Source organism: Pseudomonas uvaldensis (assembly GCF_021271205.1).
Lineage (GTDB): Bacteria > Pseudomonadota > Gammaproteobacteria > Pseudomonadales > Pseudomonadaceae > Aquipseudomonas > Aquipseudomonas uvaldensis.
Map to the genome: position 1 here is coordinate 62351 of NZ_JAIWKS010000013.1, position 16119 is coordinate 78469.

The following is a 16119-nucleotide window of genomic DNA, read 5'->3' on the forward strand; positions in this document are numbered from 1 at the left end:
AGACCCGCTAAGGACGAAAATGCGCTGGATAACCCGCCCCGGCTGGCCCGGTAACCTGCTGGCCGTGGCGGCCGGCGCCATCACCACCCTGGCCCTGGCCCCCTTCGACATCTGGCCGCTGGCGTTGCTGGCGGTAGGGTTGTTCTACGCGGGGTTGCGCGAGCTTTCGCCGCGCCAGGCCCTCGGCCGTGGCTGGTACTTCGGCTTTGGCCTGTTTGGCGCCGGCACCAGTTGGATCTACGTCAGCATCCATAACTTCGGCGGCGCCTCGGTGCTGCTGGCCGGGTTGCTGATGCTGCTGTTCATTGCCGCCATCGCCTGGTTCTTTGCCCTGCCCGCCTGGCTGTGGGCGCGCTGGTTGCGACGCAACGAAGCGCCGTTAGCCGACGCCCTGGCGTTCGCTGCGCTGTGGTTGGGCCAGGAAGCCTTCCGCGGCTGGTTCCTCACCGGCTTCCCATGGCTCTACTCCGGCTACAGCCAACTCGACGGCCCTTTGGCCGGTCTCGCGCCGCTGGGCGGGATGTGGCTGATTTCCTTCACCCTGGCCCTGACCGCTGCACTGCTGTACAACGCACCCCGGCTGATCCGCGCCAGGCGCAAAGGCTTCATCGCCGCCGGCCTGATGCTGCTGGTCGGCCCCTGGATTGTCGGCATGGCGCTTAAAGGGCATGCCTGGACCAGCCCTTCGGGCGCACCGCTGAGCGTCGCGGCGATCCAGGGCAACATCGAACAAAACATGAAATGGGATCCGGAACAACTCAACGCGCAGTTGGCCCTATACCGGGACATGAGTTTTACCTCCAAGCGCGCCGACCTGTTGATCTGGCCGGAAACGGCAGTCCCGGTGCTCAAGGAGTCCGCCCAGGGCTACCTGGACATGATGGGCAGCTTCGCCGCCGAGCGGCAGTCGGCGTTGATTACCGGCGTGCCGATTCGCCAACTGGTGCGCCATGAGAAGCGTTACTTCAATGGCATCACTGTGACCGGCGAAGGCGATGGCACCTACTTGAAGCAAAAGTTGGTGCCCTTCGGCGAATACGTGCCCTTGCAAGACATCCTGCGTGGCCTGATCGCGTTCTTCGATCTGCCGATGTCGGACTTCGCTCGAGGCCCTGCCGACCAGCCGCTATTACAGGCCAAGGGTTACCAGATCGCGCCGTTCATCTGCTACGAAGTGGTCTATCCGGAATTTGCCGCCAACCTCTCGGCACGCAGCGACCTGCTACTGACCATCAGCAACGACACCTGGTTCGGCACCTCGATCGGCCCGTTGCAACACCTGCAAATGGCGCAGATGCGGGCCCTGGAAGCTGGCCGCTGGATGATTCGCGCCACCAACAATGGCGTGACCGGCCTGATCGACCCCTTTGGGCAAATCACCGCAAAGATCCCTCAATTCGAGCGAGGCATCCTCTATGGCGACGTGGTGCCGATGCATGGATTGACACCGTACCTGCAATGGCGCTCGTGGCCATTGATCATCCTGTGCGTGTTGCTGGTGGGCTGGGCGCTGATGGCGGGCCGGATGGCCAAGACGGTCTAAGGCCTTTCCCCCCTGTGGTGAGGGGATAAATCCCCTCGCCACAGATAAACAACTCATCACGAAGCCGTTCAGCGATAGAACAACCAATACCCCACCAGCCCCGCCGCCTCGTTCATCAACTGCCCGGACTGCCAGATCGCCTTGAACTCCGGCATCCAGCCGCCCAGCGGCCGGGCATTTTCCTGCCCCAGAAAGCCAACCGGCGCCGGCAGTACGTCAAACCCGGCCCGCTCGAAACTCCAGACCGCCCGTGGCATATGCCATGCCTGGGTCACCACCACGACACGCTGGATGCCCTCCGGTAACAGGACCTCTGCGCTCATCCGGGCATTTTCCCAAGTCGTGCGGCTGCGTTTTTCCTGCCAGCGCACCGTGACGCCGAAATCTCCCTGCATCGAATCGGCCATCAATTCGGCTTCACTGGGCGGGCTGCCATAGTGCAAGCCGCCCGTCACCAGCACCGGCAACCCCGACGCCTTGGCCAGCCGCGCGGCATAACGCTGGCGCTCCAGGCCGACACCGGTGGGTTGGTCGGCTCCCCAGGCCAGGTCACCACGTTCGCGGCCAGCACCCAATATCACGATGGCATCGGCGCGCTGGGCCAGGGTTGCCCAGTCGCTGCGAGGCAACGGTGGCTCGCGCTCCAGCGCCTTGGCGCTCCACTGTACGACCACGGGCAGGCTCATCAGCCAGAAACCGCCCAGGCCGACGAAAAAACACAGGCGAGCCAGGCGCGGCCGAGTGTTTCGCCACCACCAGGCAAGCACCAGCAGTAGTAAAAGAAGGCCGGGAGGTAATAAAAGTTGTTTGATGAAATAGCGAAACGGCATCGGGCATCTCCATAGATGCCCGAAGCCTAGGTGGGTTGACGCAGAGCGACAACAGATTCGAAGGACCTTGAATCAAAAAAAGCAAAACGCGTGAACCCGGCCTTACTTGAACTGCAACGACCGGACTTTTACAGCATCCTTGTCAGGCGTACGATCCTTGAGCCAGACAACCTTGGCCGAACGGGGCGCATCGAGACGCTGGATGACCTGGGCCCCGCTTGTGCGGGCCTGATGCCCGACCTGCTCAAGGTAAGCCTTGACCAGTTCGAACTCCGCAGGGCTCAAGCCCCGCAGTTCCAGCTCTACCGGACGCTCATTGCGCAAGCGACCGGCAGTTCTTGCGGCGTCCAGGGCCACCCCGAGACGATCGATCAGTTTTTCATACAACTCCGGTGTAGCGACTTCTCGTTGTGATTCAACCATCCCTCACCTCATTGAAGATAAGACTCACTCCCCATTGAGAAGCTTAGCTTCGCTGTGCAAACCGGCAGGACGCCGCGACCAACGGCCCTGAACACTCGCAGGCGCCGGCTGTCGGCACGGTCCGACACGCAATCAGGGTTTCCCTCCGCGGAGTGCGCTCATGTATGCTACGGCGCTTCCTGTAACTCCACTTCCAGCTTGGCTGGGCATAGAAAGCGCCGCATCCGGCGTCGTTCGCGTCCAGCATGGCAATGAAGAGGATTGGGCCACCCCATTCAGTACAAAAGTAGCCATGCACGAACACTACCAGCCCCGTGAAATCGAAGCCGCCGCCCAGTCTTTCTGGGACGAGCAAAAGTCCTTTGAAGTCAGTGAACAGCCAGGCAAGGAAACCTACTACTGCCTGTCGATGTTCCCTTACCCCAGCGGCAAGCTGCACATGGGGCACGTGCGCAACTACACCATCGGCGACGTGATTTCCCGTTACCAGCGGATGCAGGGCAAGAACGTCCTGCAACCCATGGGCTGGGACGCCTTCGGCATGCCGGCGGAAAACGCCGCGATGAAGAACAACGTGGCGCCCGCCAAGTGGACCTACGAGAACATCGCCTACATGAAGTCCCAGCTGCGCAGCCTGGGCCTGGCGGTGGACTGGTCCCGCGAAGTGACCACCTGCAAGCCCGACTACTACCGCTGGGAACAATGGCTGTTCACCCGTCTGTTCGAAAAAGGCGTGATCTACCGCAAGAACGGCACCGTGAACTGGGACCCGGTGGACCAGACCGTACTGGCCAACGAGCAGGTGATCGACGGACGCGGCTGGCGTTCCGGCGCGCTGATCGAAAAACGCGAAATCCCGATGTACTACTTCAAGATCACCGCCTACGCGGACGAACTCCTGGAGAGCCTCGACGAGCTGACCGGCTGGCCCGAGCAGGTCAAGACCATGCAACGCAACTGGATCGGCAAATCCCGGGGCATGGAAGTGCAGTTCCCGTATGATATCGCCTCCATTGGCGAAGCCGGTACCCTGAAAGTTTTCACCACCCGCCCGGATACGCTGATGGGCGCCACCTACGTCGCCGTCGCCGCCGAGCACCCGCTGGCGACCCTGGCGGCACAGAACGACCCCGCGTTGCAGGCGTTCATCGCCGAATGCAAGGGCGGCAGCGTCGCCGAAGCCGACGTCGCCACCCAGGAAAAGAAAGGCGTACCGACCTCACTGTTCGTTGAGCACCCGCTGACCGGTGAAAAACTCCCGGTATGGGTGGCCAACTATGTGCTGATGCACTATGGCGACGGCGCTGTGATGGCCGTCCCGGCCCACGACGAGCGCGACTTCGAATTCGCCCACAAGTACAACCTGCCGGTCAAGCCTGTGGTCCGCACCAGCGCCGGTGACCAGACCCCGGCACCCTGGCAGGACGCCTATGGCGAACACGGCGAGTTGATCAACTCCGGCGAGTTCGACGGCCTGGACTTCGCCGGTGCGTTCGACGCCATCGAAGTGGCGCTGATCAAGAAGAACCTGGGCGCCTCCCGCACCCAGTTCCGCCTGCGCGACTGGGGCATCAGCCGCCAGCGTTACTGGGGCTGCCCGATTCCGATCGTACACTGCGACACCTGCGGCGACGTACCGGTGCCGGAAGACCAGCTGCCCGTGGTCCTGCCGGAAGACGTCGTACCCGACGGTGCCGGCTCGCCCCTGGCGCGCATGCCTGAATTCTATGAATGCAACTGCCCGAAATGCGGCGCACCGGCCAAGCGTGAAACCGACACCATGGACACGTTCGTCGAGTCCTCCTGGTACTACGCCCGCTACGCCTCGCCGCGCTACGAAGGTGGCCTGGTGGACCCGGTCGCCGCCAACCACTGGTTGCCGGTGGACCAGTACATCGGCGGCATCGAACACGCGATCCTGCACCTGCTCTACGCACGCTTCTTTCACAAGCTGATGCGCGACGAAGGCCTGGTCACCTCCAACGAGCCGTTCAAGAACCTGCTGACCCAGGGCATGGTGGTTGCCGAGACCTACTATCGCCGCGAGGCCAACGGCGCCTACACCTGGTACAACCCGGCGGACGTGGTACTGGAACGCGACAGCAAGGCCAAGGTCATCAGCGCCAAGCTCATCGCCGACGGCCTGCCGGTGGAAATCGGCGGCACCGAGAAGATGGCCAAGTCGAAGAACAACGGCGTCGACCCCCAGTCGATGATCGATCAGTTCGGCGCCGACACCTGCCGCCTGTTCATGATGTTCGCTTCGCCACCGGACATGAGCGCCGAATGGTCCGACTCGGGCGTCGAAGGCTCGCACCGCTTCCTCAAGCGCGTCTGGCGCCTGGCTCAGGCTCACGTCAGCCAGGGCCTGCCGGGCAAGCTGGACATCGCCAGCCTGAATGACGAACAGAAGGCCATCCGCCGCTCGATTCACCTGGCCATCAAGCAGGCCAGCCATGACGTCGGCCAGAACCACAAGTTCAACACCGCCATCGCCCAGGTGATGACCCTGATGAACGTCCTGGAAAAAGCCGCCCAGGACACCGAACAGGATCGTGCACTGGTCCATGAAGGCCTCGAAGCTGTGACGCTGCTGCTGGCACCGATCACGCCGCACATCAGCCACGAACTGTGGCGTCACCTGGGCCACACCGCCCCCGTGATCGATGCCGGCTGGCCAGTGGTGGACGAGAGCGCACTGGTGCAGGACAGCCTGACCCTGGTCATCCAGGTCAACGGTAAGCTGCGCGGACAGATCGAAATGCCGGCCACCGCCACTCGCGAAGAAATCGAAGCCGCCGCACGGGTCAATGAAAACGTGTTGCGCTTCGTCGACGGGCTGACGATCCGCAAGGTGATCGTCGTGCCCGGCAAACTGGTCAACATCGTCGCAAGCTAATTGGATCGGGCGCCGGGCCAGGGCCAGGCGCCGAATATGACCTGCAGGGCCGCATCGCCGGCCCCTAGGGCTTCAAGGGGAGCAACAAGATGATGAAACGTAATCTGCTGGTCATCGGCCTGACGGTCCTGCTGAGCGCCTGCGGCTTCCAGCTGCGGGGCACCGGCACTACCGAACTGGCCATTACCGAGCTGGATCTCAGTGCACGGGACGCTTATGGCGATACCGTGAAGCTGCTGCGTCAGACCCTGGAAAACAGCGGGGTGAAAATCTACAGCGGGGCGCCGTACAAGTTGGTGTTGGCGCGGGAACAGGAAAACCAGCGCAGCCTGAGTTATTCCGGCGCCGGCCGTTCGGCCGAGTATGAGCTGACCAATGTCCTGAGCTATGAGATTCGCGGCCAGAACAACCTGTTGCTGCTGAATGACAAGCTCCAGGTCCAGAAGGTCTACCTGCACGACGGTAACAACATCACCGGTTCCGTCCAGGAGTCGAGTGAAGTACGTGACGAAATGCGTCGTGACCTGGTGCAACGCATGATGCTGCGCCTGCAACAACTGACCCCGACGCAATTGGAGCAGTTGCAACAGACCGCTGATGCCCAGGCCAAGGCAGAGGCCGAGGCACTGGAAGCGGCACGCAAGGCGGAGGCGGAAACACCGCAACAGTCACCGATGCAAATCCCGGCCGAATAAGCCATGCGGGGCGCTCCGGCGCCCCGCTCGCTTTCTCTTGTGAACCCTGTTCTATGAAGCTGGCCCCCGCCCAACTCGGTAAGCACCTGCAAGGCGCCCTCGCGCCGGTCTATATCATCAGCGGCGATGATCCGTTGCTGTGCCAGGAAGCCGCCGACGCCATCCGCTCTGCCGCACGCCAGCAAGGCTTTGACGAACGCCAGGTGTTCGCCGCCGACGCCAATTTCGATTGGGGTACGTTACTGCAGGCCGGGGCGAGCATGTCGCTGTTCGCCGAAAAACGCCTGCTGGAATTGCGCCTGCCTTCCGGCAAACCCGGTGACAAGGGCGCTGCCGCGCTGATCGAATACTGCTCACGTCCCGCCGAAGACACGGTGCTGCTCATCAGTCTGCCGAAACTCGACGGCAGTGCCCAAAAGACCAAATGGGGCAAGGCCCTGGTCGAAGGCCCACAGACCCAGTTCGTGCAAATCTGGCCGGTGGACATCAGCCAACTGCCGAGCTGGATCCGCCAACGCCTGTCACAGGCTGGCCTGTCAGCGAGCCAGGATGCGGTGGAGCTGATCGCCGCCCGGGTCGAAGGCAACCTGTTGGCTGCCGCCCAGGAAATCGAAAAACTCAAGCTGATGGCCGAAGACGGGCAGATCACCGTGGATACGGTACAGGCCGCGGTGGCCGACAGCGCACGCTTCGACGTCTTCGGCCTGACCGATGCGATCCTCAACGGCGAAGCCGCCCACGCCCTGCGCATGCTTGAAGGCCTGCGGGGCGAAGGCGTCGAGCCACCGGTGATCCTCTGGGCCCTGGCTCGGGAGCTGCGGCTACTGGCCAACCTGTCTCTGCAATACAGCCAGGGCGTACCGCTGGACAAAGCCTTCAGCCAGGCCCGTCCGCCGGTGTGGGACAAACGCAAACCACTGATGAGCAAGGCCCTGCAACGCTACTCGGCGCAGCGCTGGGCACAACTGCTGCTCGAAGCCCAGCGCATCGATGCACAGATCAAGGGCCAGGCCGCCGGGTCGCCATGGATGAGTCTCAGTCGCCTGTCGCTGTTGATGGCCGGTCAGCGACTGACGTTGCCGGCTGACTAACTCCCTATCGAAAGCCCGCCACAACTTTGTCCGATTTGCTCACATTTGAAGCACACTGTCGGGCTGGACAGCTCCCCGACTCTGGCCCATGATTGCGCCCCGCAAACCCATCTGCGAGAGTTCCAACCATGAGCAAAAAGCCATCCAGGCACGGCCCCAACAAGGCCAAATCCATCATTGCCCAACCCCTGTTCCGAAGCCGCCAGGAACGCCCCGCAAAGGGCAAGGGCAGCTACCGCCGCGAAGCCTTCCAGTCTGACAACTGGGAGGCTTCTTGCTTTATGGCGGCTTGAAACATCGGGACCAGCCCAATTCTTCCCCGCCCATGATAAGGTCAGCACCTGATCTGTATTTCTGGACCCCTGCATGCCCTTTTGCCCTTCCCGCCGTTGGCCCGTGCGCCAACTGGCAGCCATCACAAGCTTCGCGCTGCTCGTCGCCTGCGCAGAAAAACCCACCGCCGCCGACGCCCAACCGCTCCAGACCGTCCCGGCCGTCACCGCTCCGGCCATCGTACCGCCCGTGGTACCCAACGGTGAGAGCCTGGATATCGTTCCCACACAGACCTTCGCGCAATGGCAGGCGGGCTTTCGCAAGGAAGCACTGGCCGCCGGCATCCGTGCCGACCTGTTCGACCGTGCCTTTATCGGTGTCAGCCCGGACATGAGCGTGATCAAGGCCGATCGCAGCCAGCCGGAATTCACCCGCCCCGTGTGGGAATACCTCGATGGCGCCCTGTCGCCCCTGCGGGTCAGTAAAGGCAAGAGCCTTATGCAGCAGAATGCCCAGGTCCTGCAGAGCATTGAACAGCGCTATGGCGTGGATCGCGCCGCATTGGTTGCGGTGTGGGGCATGGAAAGCAACTTTGGCCAGTTCCAGGGCAACAAGTCGGTGATCAACTCCCTGGCGACGTTGGCCTATGAAGGGCGGCGTCCGGGCTTCGCCCACGCGCAACTGATCGCAGCACTACAGATCCTGCAGCAGGGCGACATCGCACCGGAAAAAATGCTCGGCTCGTGGGCTGGTGCCATGGGTCAGACCCAGTTCATCCCTACGACGTACAATACCCACGCCGTGGATTTCGACGGTGACGGCCGCCGCGACATCTGGGGCAGCGCCACCGACGCCCTGGCCTCCACCGCCCACTACCTGCAAAGCTCCGGCTGGCAACGCGGCCAGCCGTGGGGGTTCGAGGTAGAACTTGACGAAGGGTTCGACTATTCCCTGGCCGACGGCACGATCCGCAAGCCCGTCTCCGAATGGATAGGGTTGGGCGTGTCCGCCTATGCCGGCATGCCGATTCCTCCCGGAAACCGGCAGCTGTCCGCGTCCGTGCTGCTGCCGGCCGGCCACCGCGGTCCGGCGTTCCTGGTGTTCGACAACTTCCGCGCCATCCTCAAGTACAACAATTCATCGTCCTACGCTTTGGCAGTGGGACTGTTGTCAGCGCGTTTCACGGGCGAAGGCCTGGTCTATGGTCAATGGCCGCGGGATGACCTGCCCCTGAGCCGCACCGAACGCATTGAATTGCAGACCCTGCTGAGCCAGCACAACTACGATGCGGGCAACCCCGATGGCATCATCGGTGCCAACACCCGCAAAGCCATCCGCAGCGCCCAGCAATCCTTCGGCTGGCCGGCGGATGGGTATCCGACGCGTAAGTTGCTGGAAGCGTTGCGTAGTCGCTGAGATTGTCTTAATGGCAATTGCCGCTTTCGCGAGCAAGCCCGCTCCCACAGATGATCGTGTTCCCATGACGGAGTGCGATCCCTGTGGGAGCGAGCTTGCTCGCGATGACTGAGTCGCAGACTATTTAGCGCGTAATCACCACATCCTGCCCCAACACCAACTTCTTCTCCCCCGCATCCAGCCTCACCAACGCCCCCATGGGCAACGTCAGGTTCGGGTCGCAGTGCCCGCTGCGCCAACCGGACAGCACCGGGATCCGCAATGGTTCGAAAGTCTGCTTGAGCAACCGGTTCAGTGCCTCGACGTCCACCCCGGCCACATCCCCTACCAACACGCCTCGCAACCGGGATAAGGTCCCCGCCAACCGCAACTGTGTCAGCAAGCGGTCGATACGATACAACGGCTCGTTGACGTCCTCGATGAACAGAACCACGCCCTCGGCATCGATCTGATACGGCGTGCCCATGGTCGCTGCGATAATCGACAGGTTGCCCCCCAGCAAGCGCCCATGGGCGATGCCGGGCTCGACGGTGGTCAAGGGGTAGGCGGCGGGATGACTGAGCTCGTCGCCCGCCTTCAATTGCCCCCGCAACAGGCCGAAAAAAGATGTGACGGTGGGTGGTTCCTTGTCGCCCAGCAGATCGGCATTGAGCAGCGGCCCATGAAACGTGACGAACCCTGCATAACGGCTGATAGCCAAGTGCAAGGCGGTGATGTCGCTGTACCCGACGAACGGCTTGGGATTGCGCCGCAGTAGATCGAAATCGAGACGATCCAGCAGGCGCGGCGTGCCATAGCCGCCTCGCAGGCAGATGATTGCAGTGATCTGAGGATCAGCGAAGGCGCTGTGCAAGTCGTTGAGGCGAGTCTCGTCGCTGCCGGCCAGATAACCGTCCTTCTCATAAACACCGGGGAAGATCTTCAACCCATGCCCGCGGGCGCGCATCCACTGCGTGGCCTTTTCCGCGTCCAGTGGGGCGGGACCGGCTGGAGCGATCAGACCGATCAGCCCTTCCTGCGGCAGGGCCGGGACGGGGTGATGCGGACTCAGGGTGTGGGTGGGTTGAACGGTCATCCATGGGCTCCCGGTTTGGAATTGCTTGGGGGTGTCGACTGACGTGTGGGAGCGAGCCTGCTCGCAACAGCGATGGATAGGCTTGCATCAATATCGACTGAGCCGGCCTCTTCGCGAGCAAGCCCGCTCCCACAATGGATCAGGTACAACTGCAAGAAACAGATCAGCTTCAAAGCCGCCTCGCTTTTGCTTTGCTTTGCTTTGCTTTTGATCTTAGACGCCCCGTTAACCACGAAGGCCGAACGCAGGCATTGTGTAGTGGGCATCCCGGCATGGATGCCGGGATAGCCGCGCTGGGCCATGGATGGCCCTTCGCGGCGGGCCCACGGAGCAATGCCGGAGTGAGGGAACGCCGAGCCTTGGCGAGGTGCCTGGTGGTGGGGCGAGCCTTTTTTGCTTACTTTTTTGGCGTTTGAAAAAAAGTAAGTCGCCGTAAGGGCGAAACCGTCAGCCGCCGTTACCGCAGCAACGGATCTGCCCCTAAAAGCCAATAAATCAGCTTCCCAACAACTCAGCCTTGACCAACTTAGCCTGCTCATCCGCATGATACGAAGACCGCACCAACGGTCCCGAAGCCACATTCTTGAAGCCCATCCTGTACCCCTCCTCCGCAAACCACGCAAAGGTATCCGGATGCACAAAACGCTGCACCGGCAGGTGATTGCGCGACGGCTGCAAGTACTGCCCCAGCGTCAGCATATCGATGTCATGCTCGCGCATGCGCTTCATGACCTCGATAACTTCATCGTCAGTCTCTCCCAGGCCCAGCATCAAGCCGGACTTGGTCGGAATGTGCGGCATCATCTGCTTGAAGCGCTGCAGCAGGGTCAGCGACCACTGGTAATCCGAACCGGGACGCGCAGCCTTGTACAGGCGCGGCACGGTTTCCAGGTTGTGGTTGAACACATCAGGCGGCTCGGCCGCGGTGATTTCCAGGGCGATGTCCATGCGGCCACGGTAGTCCGGCACCAGGGTCTCGAGCTGCACATTCGGCGACAGCTTGCGGATTTCGCGGATGCAATCGGCAAAGTGCTGGGCACCACCGTCGCGCAGGTCGTCGCGGTCTACCGAGGTGATGACCACGTAGCGCAGTTTCAGGTCGGCGATGGCGACGGCCAAGTTTTCCGGCTCGCTGGTGTCCAGTGGTTTCGGCCGGCCGTGGCCAACGTCACAGAACGGGCAACGCCGGGTGCAGATATCGCCCATGATCATGAACGTCGCGGTGCCGCCGGAGAAGCACTCGCCCAGGTTCGGGCAGGACGCTTCTTCGCAGACGCTGTGCAGCTTGTGTTTGCGCAGCAGCGCCTTGATCCGGTCGACTTCCGGCGAAACCGGAATGCGCACGCGGATCCAGTCCGGTTTCTTTGGCAACTCGGTGGTCGGGATGATCTTGACCGGGATGCGTGCAACCTTTTCGGCGCCGCGCAGCTTTACGCCGGCCTCGACCTTGGCACGCGGGGCCGGACGTTCGGTAACGTCCTGCGTCGGGATGATGGTTTGCACTGCATCGGTAGTCATATCAGTCGATTCCGCCCGTAAGGGTCGTCTGCTCAGCGTAGTCGAGGTGTTTGACGAGCTGCGCACGCAGCCGGGCACTTACCTCGGCAAATTCAATCGATCCTGTGTGATCGCGCAGCTGGGTCATCGCCAGCCCCGCGTAACCACAGGGATTAATCCGTCGAAACGGTTCCAGGTCCATGTCCACGTTCAACGCCAGGCCGTGAAACGAACAGCCGTGGCGGATCCGCAGCCCCAGGGAAGCGATTTTCGCCCCATCGACATAGACGCCCGGTGCATCCGGCTTGGCTGCGGCGCTTACGCCATAGCTGGCCAGCAACTCGATCAGGCAGGTTTCCATGCGCGTCACCAGCTCACGCACACCGAAACCTAGCTTGCGCACGTCCAGCAACAGATAGGCAACCAGCTGCCCGGGGCCATGGTAAGTCACCTGCCCGCCCCGGTCGACCTTCACCACCGGAATATCCCCCGGCAGCAACAGGTGCTCGGCCTTACCGGCCTGGCCCTGGGTAAACACGGGTGGGTGCTGCACCAGCCAGACCTCGTCCGCGGCGGTGTCGCCACGTTCGTTGGTAAAGCGCTGCATGGCATGCCAGACCGGCTCGTAAGCCATCCGGCCCAGCTCGCGAAAGCCCAGCGTGCCCGGCATCACAACACCATGTGCACGAAGCCGGTCGCCCGCAGTTCGCTGTTGATGTCGTACAGCTGTTCCTGGCCGGTGGCGATGATGTGCAACTGGATGGTGGTGTACTTGCCGTTGGTGCTCTGGCGCTCGGCCAGGGTCTTGAGGTCAACGGTGGCATGTTTTTCAAGGATGGCGACGATCTTGTCCTTGAAACCTACGCCGGTGTCGCCAATTACCTTGATCGGGTAATCCGCGCACGGAAATTCGATTTTTGGCGCCTTTACTTCAGAGTCTGTCATGGCGTAACGGCCTCGCAAGCCGTGGTAACGAACATGGCCCCGTACCGGACAGGAACGGGGCCATGGAGGTCAACATTGAAATCAGTTGAACAAGCCGTAGAAGAATAGACGGATGCTATCCCACATGCGGCGGAAGATACCACCTTCCTCGACCGCGTCCAGCGCGATCAGGTCGGCGCTGTGCACCACTTTGTCGTCCAGTTTGACTTCGACTTTACCGATCACGTCACCCTTGGCGATGGGCGCGGTCAGTTGCGGGTTCATGGTCATGCTGGCGGCAAGCTTCTTGAGCTGGCCTTTAGGCAGGGTCATGGTCAGGTCCTGGGCCAGTCCGGCCTTGACCTGGCTGCTGGTACCTTTCCAGACCTGAGCCTGGGCCAGTTCGGTGCCCTTCTGGTAGAAGGTCTGGGTTTCGAAGAAGCGGAAACCGTAGGTCAACAGCTTCTGGGTCTCGGCGGCGCGGGCCACTTCACTATTGGTGCCGAAGACCACGGCGATCAAGCGCATGCCGTCACGAACCGCCGACGAAACCATGCAGTAACCGGCTTCTTCGGTGTGGCCGGTCTTCAGGCCATCGACGGTCTTGTCGCGCCACAGCAGCAGGTTGCGGTTGGGCTGCTTGATGCCATTCCAGAAGAACTCCTTCTGGGAGTAGATGGCGTAGTGCGCCGGGTCTTCGTGGATGATCGCCCGCGCCAGGATCGCCATGTCGTGAGCCGAGGAGTAATGCTCGGGGTTCGGCAGGCCGGTGGGGTTCATGAAGTGGCTGTTGGTCATGCCCAGGTCGGCGACCGTCTTGTTCATCATGTCGGCGAACGCATCTTCGCTGCCGGCGATGTGCTCGGCCAGGGCGACGCTGGCATCGTTGCCGGACTGGATGATGATGCCGTGCAACAGGTCGCTGACGGTCACTTGCGAACCGACCTTGATGAACATCCGCGAACCGCCGGTGCGCCAGGCGTTTTCGCTGACGGTGACCGGATCGTTTTCACCGATCTGGCCGCGACGGATCTCAAGGGTTGCGATGTACGCGGTCATCAGCTTGGTCAGGCTGGCGGGAGGCAGGCGCTGGTCACCGTTGCTCTCGACCAGCACGTTGCCGCTGCTGGCATCCATGAGCACAAAGGATTTGGCCGCCAGTTGTGGAGGCGACGGCATCATCTCGACCGCGAACGCGGCGGGAGAAAGAAGCAGCGGGACTAGCAGGCAAAGGCGCTTGGCAAAGGTGGTGATGTTCATCCGTCTCTCGAAATCGCTAATGGGACTGCCCAAGGGCAAAGCTAAACAGGCAGCTGTCGAGCTGCCGCGTTATTTTAGTTGCTCACTCACATCCCTTGCCGGGCTTTTGTTATTCATGGAGCCAACAACCAGACCCGCTCGAACCGCAAGCGGGCCTTGAATCAATTCATTCGGCGGTGACCAGGCTCGGCGAGCCGAGATTGGCCAGGCGCACACTGTTCTGCACCTGCTGGACTTCACCCGGAGAACCGATCGGCCCCAGGCGCACCCGATGCAGTGTCTGCTGGTTGCGCACGATCGAGCTGATGAACACCGGAGCGCTCACCATCGAGCTCAGCTTCGACCGGAGCAGCTCTGCAGCGTCCGGGTTGGCGAACGCGCCCACTTGCAGATACTGGCCAGACGCTGGTGCAGAAGCGTTTTTTTTTGTATCGATCTGTACCGGCAGCACGGCCGCGGCGTGCTGCTGCGGCGGCGGGGTCCATTGCTCGACCGTCCCGGTGGACGCCGTGACGACCGGCGCGGCATTTTGCGCCACTTTCGGCTCGTTGAGCATCAAAGGCGCCGGACGGCCACGTTGGGCCCACCATTCCTGCGGGTCGATGCCCTCGACCTTGACCCGGGCGGTACCGATTTCAGCGTAACCGAGTTTTTTGGCTGCCGCATACGACAAGTCGATGATGCGGTCGGAGTAGAACGGTCCACGGTCGTTGACTCGCAGGATCACGCTCTTGTTGTTGTCCAGGTTGGTCACCCGCACGTAACTGGGCAGCGGCAGGGTCTTGTGTGCCGCGCTCATGCCATACAGGTCATACACCTCGCCGTTGGCGGTGTTCTGGCCATGGAACTTGGTGCCGTACCAGGAAGCCGTGCCTGAGGCGACATAGCGCTTGGAGTCGGCCATCGGAAAATAGGTCTTGCCCAGCACCGTATAGGGGTTGGCCTTGTAGGGCCCGGTGTGCAGGGTCGGCGTGGCGTCGGGAATGCGTGATACATCCACGTCCCACCACGGCGCACCGTCCTTGTGGGCACGGTTGATGTCCAGGCCCGGCGTGGCCCGCACAGCCGTGCTGTTTTTCTGGGCCGGCGCACGGCTGGTCGAGCAACTGACGACCAGCAACGACAAAGCGGCCAATGCCACGAGCTTCAGGGGTTGATAGGTAGGCAATGCCCGCATTATTTGACGCCCCGTGCTTTTACCAGCTCTTCAGACAGTTGATGCACAGCCATGGCGTACATCACACTGCGGTTATAACGCGTAATCGCGTAGAAATTCTTCAGACCCATCCAGTACTCGGGGCCTTGTTCGCCTTCCAGGCGCATGGCGGTGACCGGCATGTCATCACGCAGCGCATCATGACTCGACCAGCCCAACGCTCGCAACTCCCCGACGGTTTTCGTTGGCTCGATGCCCTCGCTCAACCCCTGGTCCACCTGATCGCCACGCACATCGGCGCGGCTGACCACCGGCTGGCCGGCTTCCCAGCCATGGCGCTTGAAATAGCTGGCAACGCTGCCGATGGCATCGGTCGGGTTGGTCCATATATTAATGTGGCCGTCACCGTCGAAGTCCACCGCATAGGCGCGGAAACTGCTGGGCATGAATTGCGGCAGGCCCATCGCCCCGGCATACGAGCCCTTGAGGGTCAGCGGGTCGACCTGTTCTTCGCGGGCCAGCAGCAGGAACTCACGCAGCTCTTTGCGGAAGAACTCGGCACGGGGCGGATAATCGAAGCCCAGGGTCGACAGCGCATCGATCACCCGGAAATTGCCGGTGTTGCGGCCAAAGAAGGTCTCGACACCAATAATGGACACGATGACCTGGGCGGGCACACCGTATTCCTGCTCGGCACGGGCCAGGGCGGCCTCATGCTGACGCCAGAAGTCCACGCCACGGGCGACACGCGCCTCGGTGATGAACATCGGCCGGTATTCGCTCCATTGCTTGACCCGCTCGGCGGGCCGGGATATCGCATCGAGGATCGACTGCTTGCGCTCGGCCTCGCGGAACACCCCCATCAGCTGCTCGCCGGCAAAGCCATAGTCACGGGTCATTTCACCGACGAATTCGGCCACCTGCGGCGAGCCTTCGTATTCGCCGGCCAAGGCGTGCGGCGCACCGCCCAGGAAGCAGACCAGGCCGATCCACGGAACATGTCGCGTCGACCAGCCACGCATTGCTTGCATTGAACT

Annotated in this window: 15 protein-coding genes; 6 read left to right on the forward strand and 9 right to left on the reverse strand. The window is 62.1% G+C overall.

Features of this window, described 5'->3' with window-relative positions:
- Positions 1-19 precede the first annotated feature (19 nt).
- Positions 20-1543, forward strand: coding sequence for an apolipoprotein N-acyltransferase (gene lnt / locus LCU97_RS23645; RefSeq protein WP_232777922.1), 1524 nt, complete (start codon positions 20-22; stop codon positions 1541-1543).
- 68 nt (positions 1544-1611) lie between these two features.
- On the opposite strand, the gene LCU97_RS23650 is transcribed toward lnt, so the two are convergent.
- Complete coding sequence (locus LCU97_RS23650; RefSeq protein ID WP_232777923.1) at positions 1612-2373, reverse strand: YdcF family protein; 762 nt, start codon at positions 2371-2373, stop codon at positions 1612-1614.
- Positions 2374-2475: 102 nt separating this feature from the next.
- On the reverse strand, positions 2476-2796 hold the full coding sequence (locus LCU97_RS23655; RefSeq protein ID WP_053151760.1) for a hypothetical protein: 321 nt from the start codon (positions 2794-2796) through the stop codon (positions 2476-2478).
- Between the two features lie 292 nt (positions 2797-3088).
- Between LCU97_RS23655 and leuS the strand changes: the two genes are divergently transcribed.
- From leuS to LCU97_RS23680, 5 genes are all read left to right on the forward strand, one after another.
- Positions 3089-5695, forward strand: a complete 2607-nt coding sequence (leuS, locus tag LCU97_RS23660) for a leucine--tRNA ligase (protein ID WP_232777924.1) — start codon at positions 3089-3091, stop codon at positions 5693-5695.
- Between the two features lie 89 nt (positions 5696-5784).
- Positions 5785-6390, forward strand: coding sequence for an LPS-assembly lipoprotein LptE (locus LCU97_RS23665; RefSeq protein ID WP_053151764.1), 606 nt, complete (start codon positions 5785-5787; stop codon positions 6388-6390).
- Between the two features lie 53 nt (positions 6391-6443).
- Entirely contained in the window at positions 6444-7481 is a 1038-nt protein-coding gene (gene holA / locus LCU97_RS23670; protein ID WP_053151767.1) for a DNA polymerase III subunit delta, read from the forward strand.
- 128 nt (positions 7482-7609) lie between these two features.
- The gene (gene arfA / locus LCU97_RS23675; RefSeq protein WP_053151769.1) at positions 7610-7774 is read left to right on the forward strand and encodes an alternative ribosome rescue factor ArfA; all 165 of its coding nucleotides are present in this window, start codon (positions 7610-7612) and stop codon (positions 7772-7774) included.
- Between the two features lie 73 nt (positions 7775-7847).
- Positions 7848-9170: a lytic murein transglycosylase gene (locus LCU97_RS23680; protein ID WP_053151771.1), complete on the forward strand. Its 1323-nt coding sequence runs from the start codon at positions 7848-7850 to the stop codon at positions 9168-9170.
- Positions 9171-9294: 124 nt separating this feature from the next.
- Here the strand turns inward: LCU97_RS23680 and LCU97_RS23685 are convergent, their stop codons facing one another.
- From LCU97_RS23685 to mltB, 7 genes are all read right to left on the reverse strand, one after another.
- On the reverse strand, positions 9295-10245 hold the full coding sequence (locus LCU97_RS23685; RefSeq protein ID WP_232777925.1) for a S66 peptidase family protein: 951 nt from the start codon (positions 10243-10245) through the stop codon (positions 9295-9297).
- A 495-nt stretch (positions 10246-10740) separates the two neighbouring features.
- On the reverse strand, positions 10741-11763 hold the full coding sequence (gene lipA, locus LCU97_RS23690) for a lipoyl synthase (protein ID WP_053151778.1): 1023 nt from the start codon (positions 11761-11763) through the stop codon (positions 10741-10743).
- A 1-nt stretch (position 11764) separates the two neighbouring features.
- Entirely contained in the window at positions 11765-12412 is a 648-nt protein-coding gene (lipB, locus tag LCU97_RS23695) for a lipoyl(octanoyl) transferase LipB (RefSeq protein ID WP_232777926.1), read from the reverse strand.
- Positions 12412-12687, reverse strand: a complete 276-nt coding sequence (locus LCU97_RS23700; RefSeq protein WP_030140373.1) for a DUF493 domain-containing protein — start codon at positions 12685-12687, stop codon at positions 12412-12414. Before LCU97_RS23700 ends, lipB begins: the two co-directional genes overlap by 1 nt.
- Positions 12688-12768: 81 nt before the next feature.
- The gene (locus LCU97_RS23705; protein WP_053151781.1) at positions 12769-13926 is read right to left on the reverse strand and encodes a D-alanyl-D-alanine carboxypeptidase family protein; all 1158 of its coding nucleotides are present in this window, start codon (positions 13924-13926) and stop codon (positions 12769-12771) included.
- Between the two features lie 166 nt (positions 13927-14092).
- Positions 14093-15103 carry a septal ring lytic transglycosylase RlpA family protein gene (locus LCU97_RS23710; protein ID WP_232777927.1) on the reverse strand — a complete coding sequence of 337 codons (1011 nt, stop codon included), beginning with the start codon at positions 15101-15103 and terminating at the stop codon, positions 14093-14095.
- Positions 15103-16113, reverse strand: coding sequence for a lytic murein transglycosylase B (gene mltB, locus LCU97_RS23715; protein WP_053151785.1), 1011 nt, complete (start codon positions 16111-16113; stop codon positions 15103-15105). The genes LCU97_RS23710 and mltB overlap by 1 nt, the downstream gene beginning before the upstream one ends.
- Between the last annotated feature and the right edge of the window lie 6 nt (positions 16114-16119).

What these genes read in the sequence shown, in the direction of transcription:
- LCU97_RS23705 (WP_053151781.1), bottom strand. Translation starts at nt 13,926, where the DNA reads ATGAACATCACCACCTTTGCCAAGCGCCTTTGCCTGCTAGTCCCGCTG.
- mltB (WP_053151785.1), bottom strand. Translation starts at nt 16,113, where the DNA reads ATGCAAGCAATGCGTGGCTGGTCGACGCGACATGTTCCGTGGATCGGC.
- holA (WP_053151767.1), top strand. Translation starts at nt 6,444, where the DNA reads ATGAAGCTGGCCCCCGCCCAACTCGGTAAGCACCTGCAAGGCGCCCTC.
- LCU97_RS23680 (WP_053151771.1), top strand. Translation starts at nt 7,848, where the DNA reads ATGCCCTTTTGCCCTTCCCGCCGTTGGCCCGTGCGCCAACTGGCAGCC.
- LCU97_RS23655 (WP_053151760.1), bottom strand. Translation starts at nt 2,796, where the DNA reads ATGGTTGAATCACAACGAGAAGTCGCTACACCGGAGTTGTATGAAAAA.
- lipA (WP_053151778.1), bottom strand. Translation starts at nt 11,763, where the DNA reads ATGACTACCGATGCAGTGCAAACCATCATCCCGACGCAGGACGTTACC.
- lnt (WP_232777922.1), top strand. Translation starts at nt 20, where the DNA reads ATGCGCTGGATAACCCGCCCCGGCTGGCCCGGTAACCTGCTGGCCGTG.
- LCU97_RS23700 (WP_030140373.1), bottom strand. Translation starts at nt 12,687, where the DNA reads ATGACAGACTCTGAAGTAAAGGCGCCAAAAATCGAATTTCCGTGCGCG.
- LCU97_RS23665 (WP_053151764.1), top strand. Translation starts at nt 5,785, where the DNA reads ATGATGAAACGTAATCTGCTGGTCATCGGCCTGACGGTCCTGCTGAGC.
- LCU97_RS23650 (WP_232777923.1), bottom strand. Translation starts at nt 2,373, where the DNA reads ATGCCGTTTCGCTATTTCATCAAACAACTTTTATTACCTCCCGGCCTT.
- leuS (WP_232777924.1), top strand. Translation starts at nt 3,089, where the DNA reads ATGCACGAACACTACCAGCCCCGTGAAATCGAAGCCGCCGCCCAGTCT.
- LCU97_RS23710 (WP_232777927.1), bottom strand. Translation starts at nt 15,103, where the DNA reads ATGCGGGCATTGCCTACCTATCAACCCCTGAAGCTCGTGGCATTGGCC.
- lipB (WP_232777926.1), bottom strand. Translation starts at nt 12,412, where the DNA reads ATGCCGGGCACGCTGGGCTTTCGCGAGCTGGGCCGGATGGCTTACGAG.
- LCU97_RS23685 (WP_232777925.1), bottom strand. Translation starts at nt 10,245, where the DNA reads ATGACCGTTCAACCCACCCACACCCTGAGTCCGCATCACCCCGTCCCG.
- arfA (WP_053151769.1), top strand. Translation starts at nt 7,610, where the DNA reads ATGAGCAAAAAGCCATCCAGGCACGGCCCCAACAAGGCCAAATCCATC.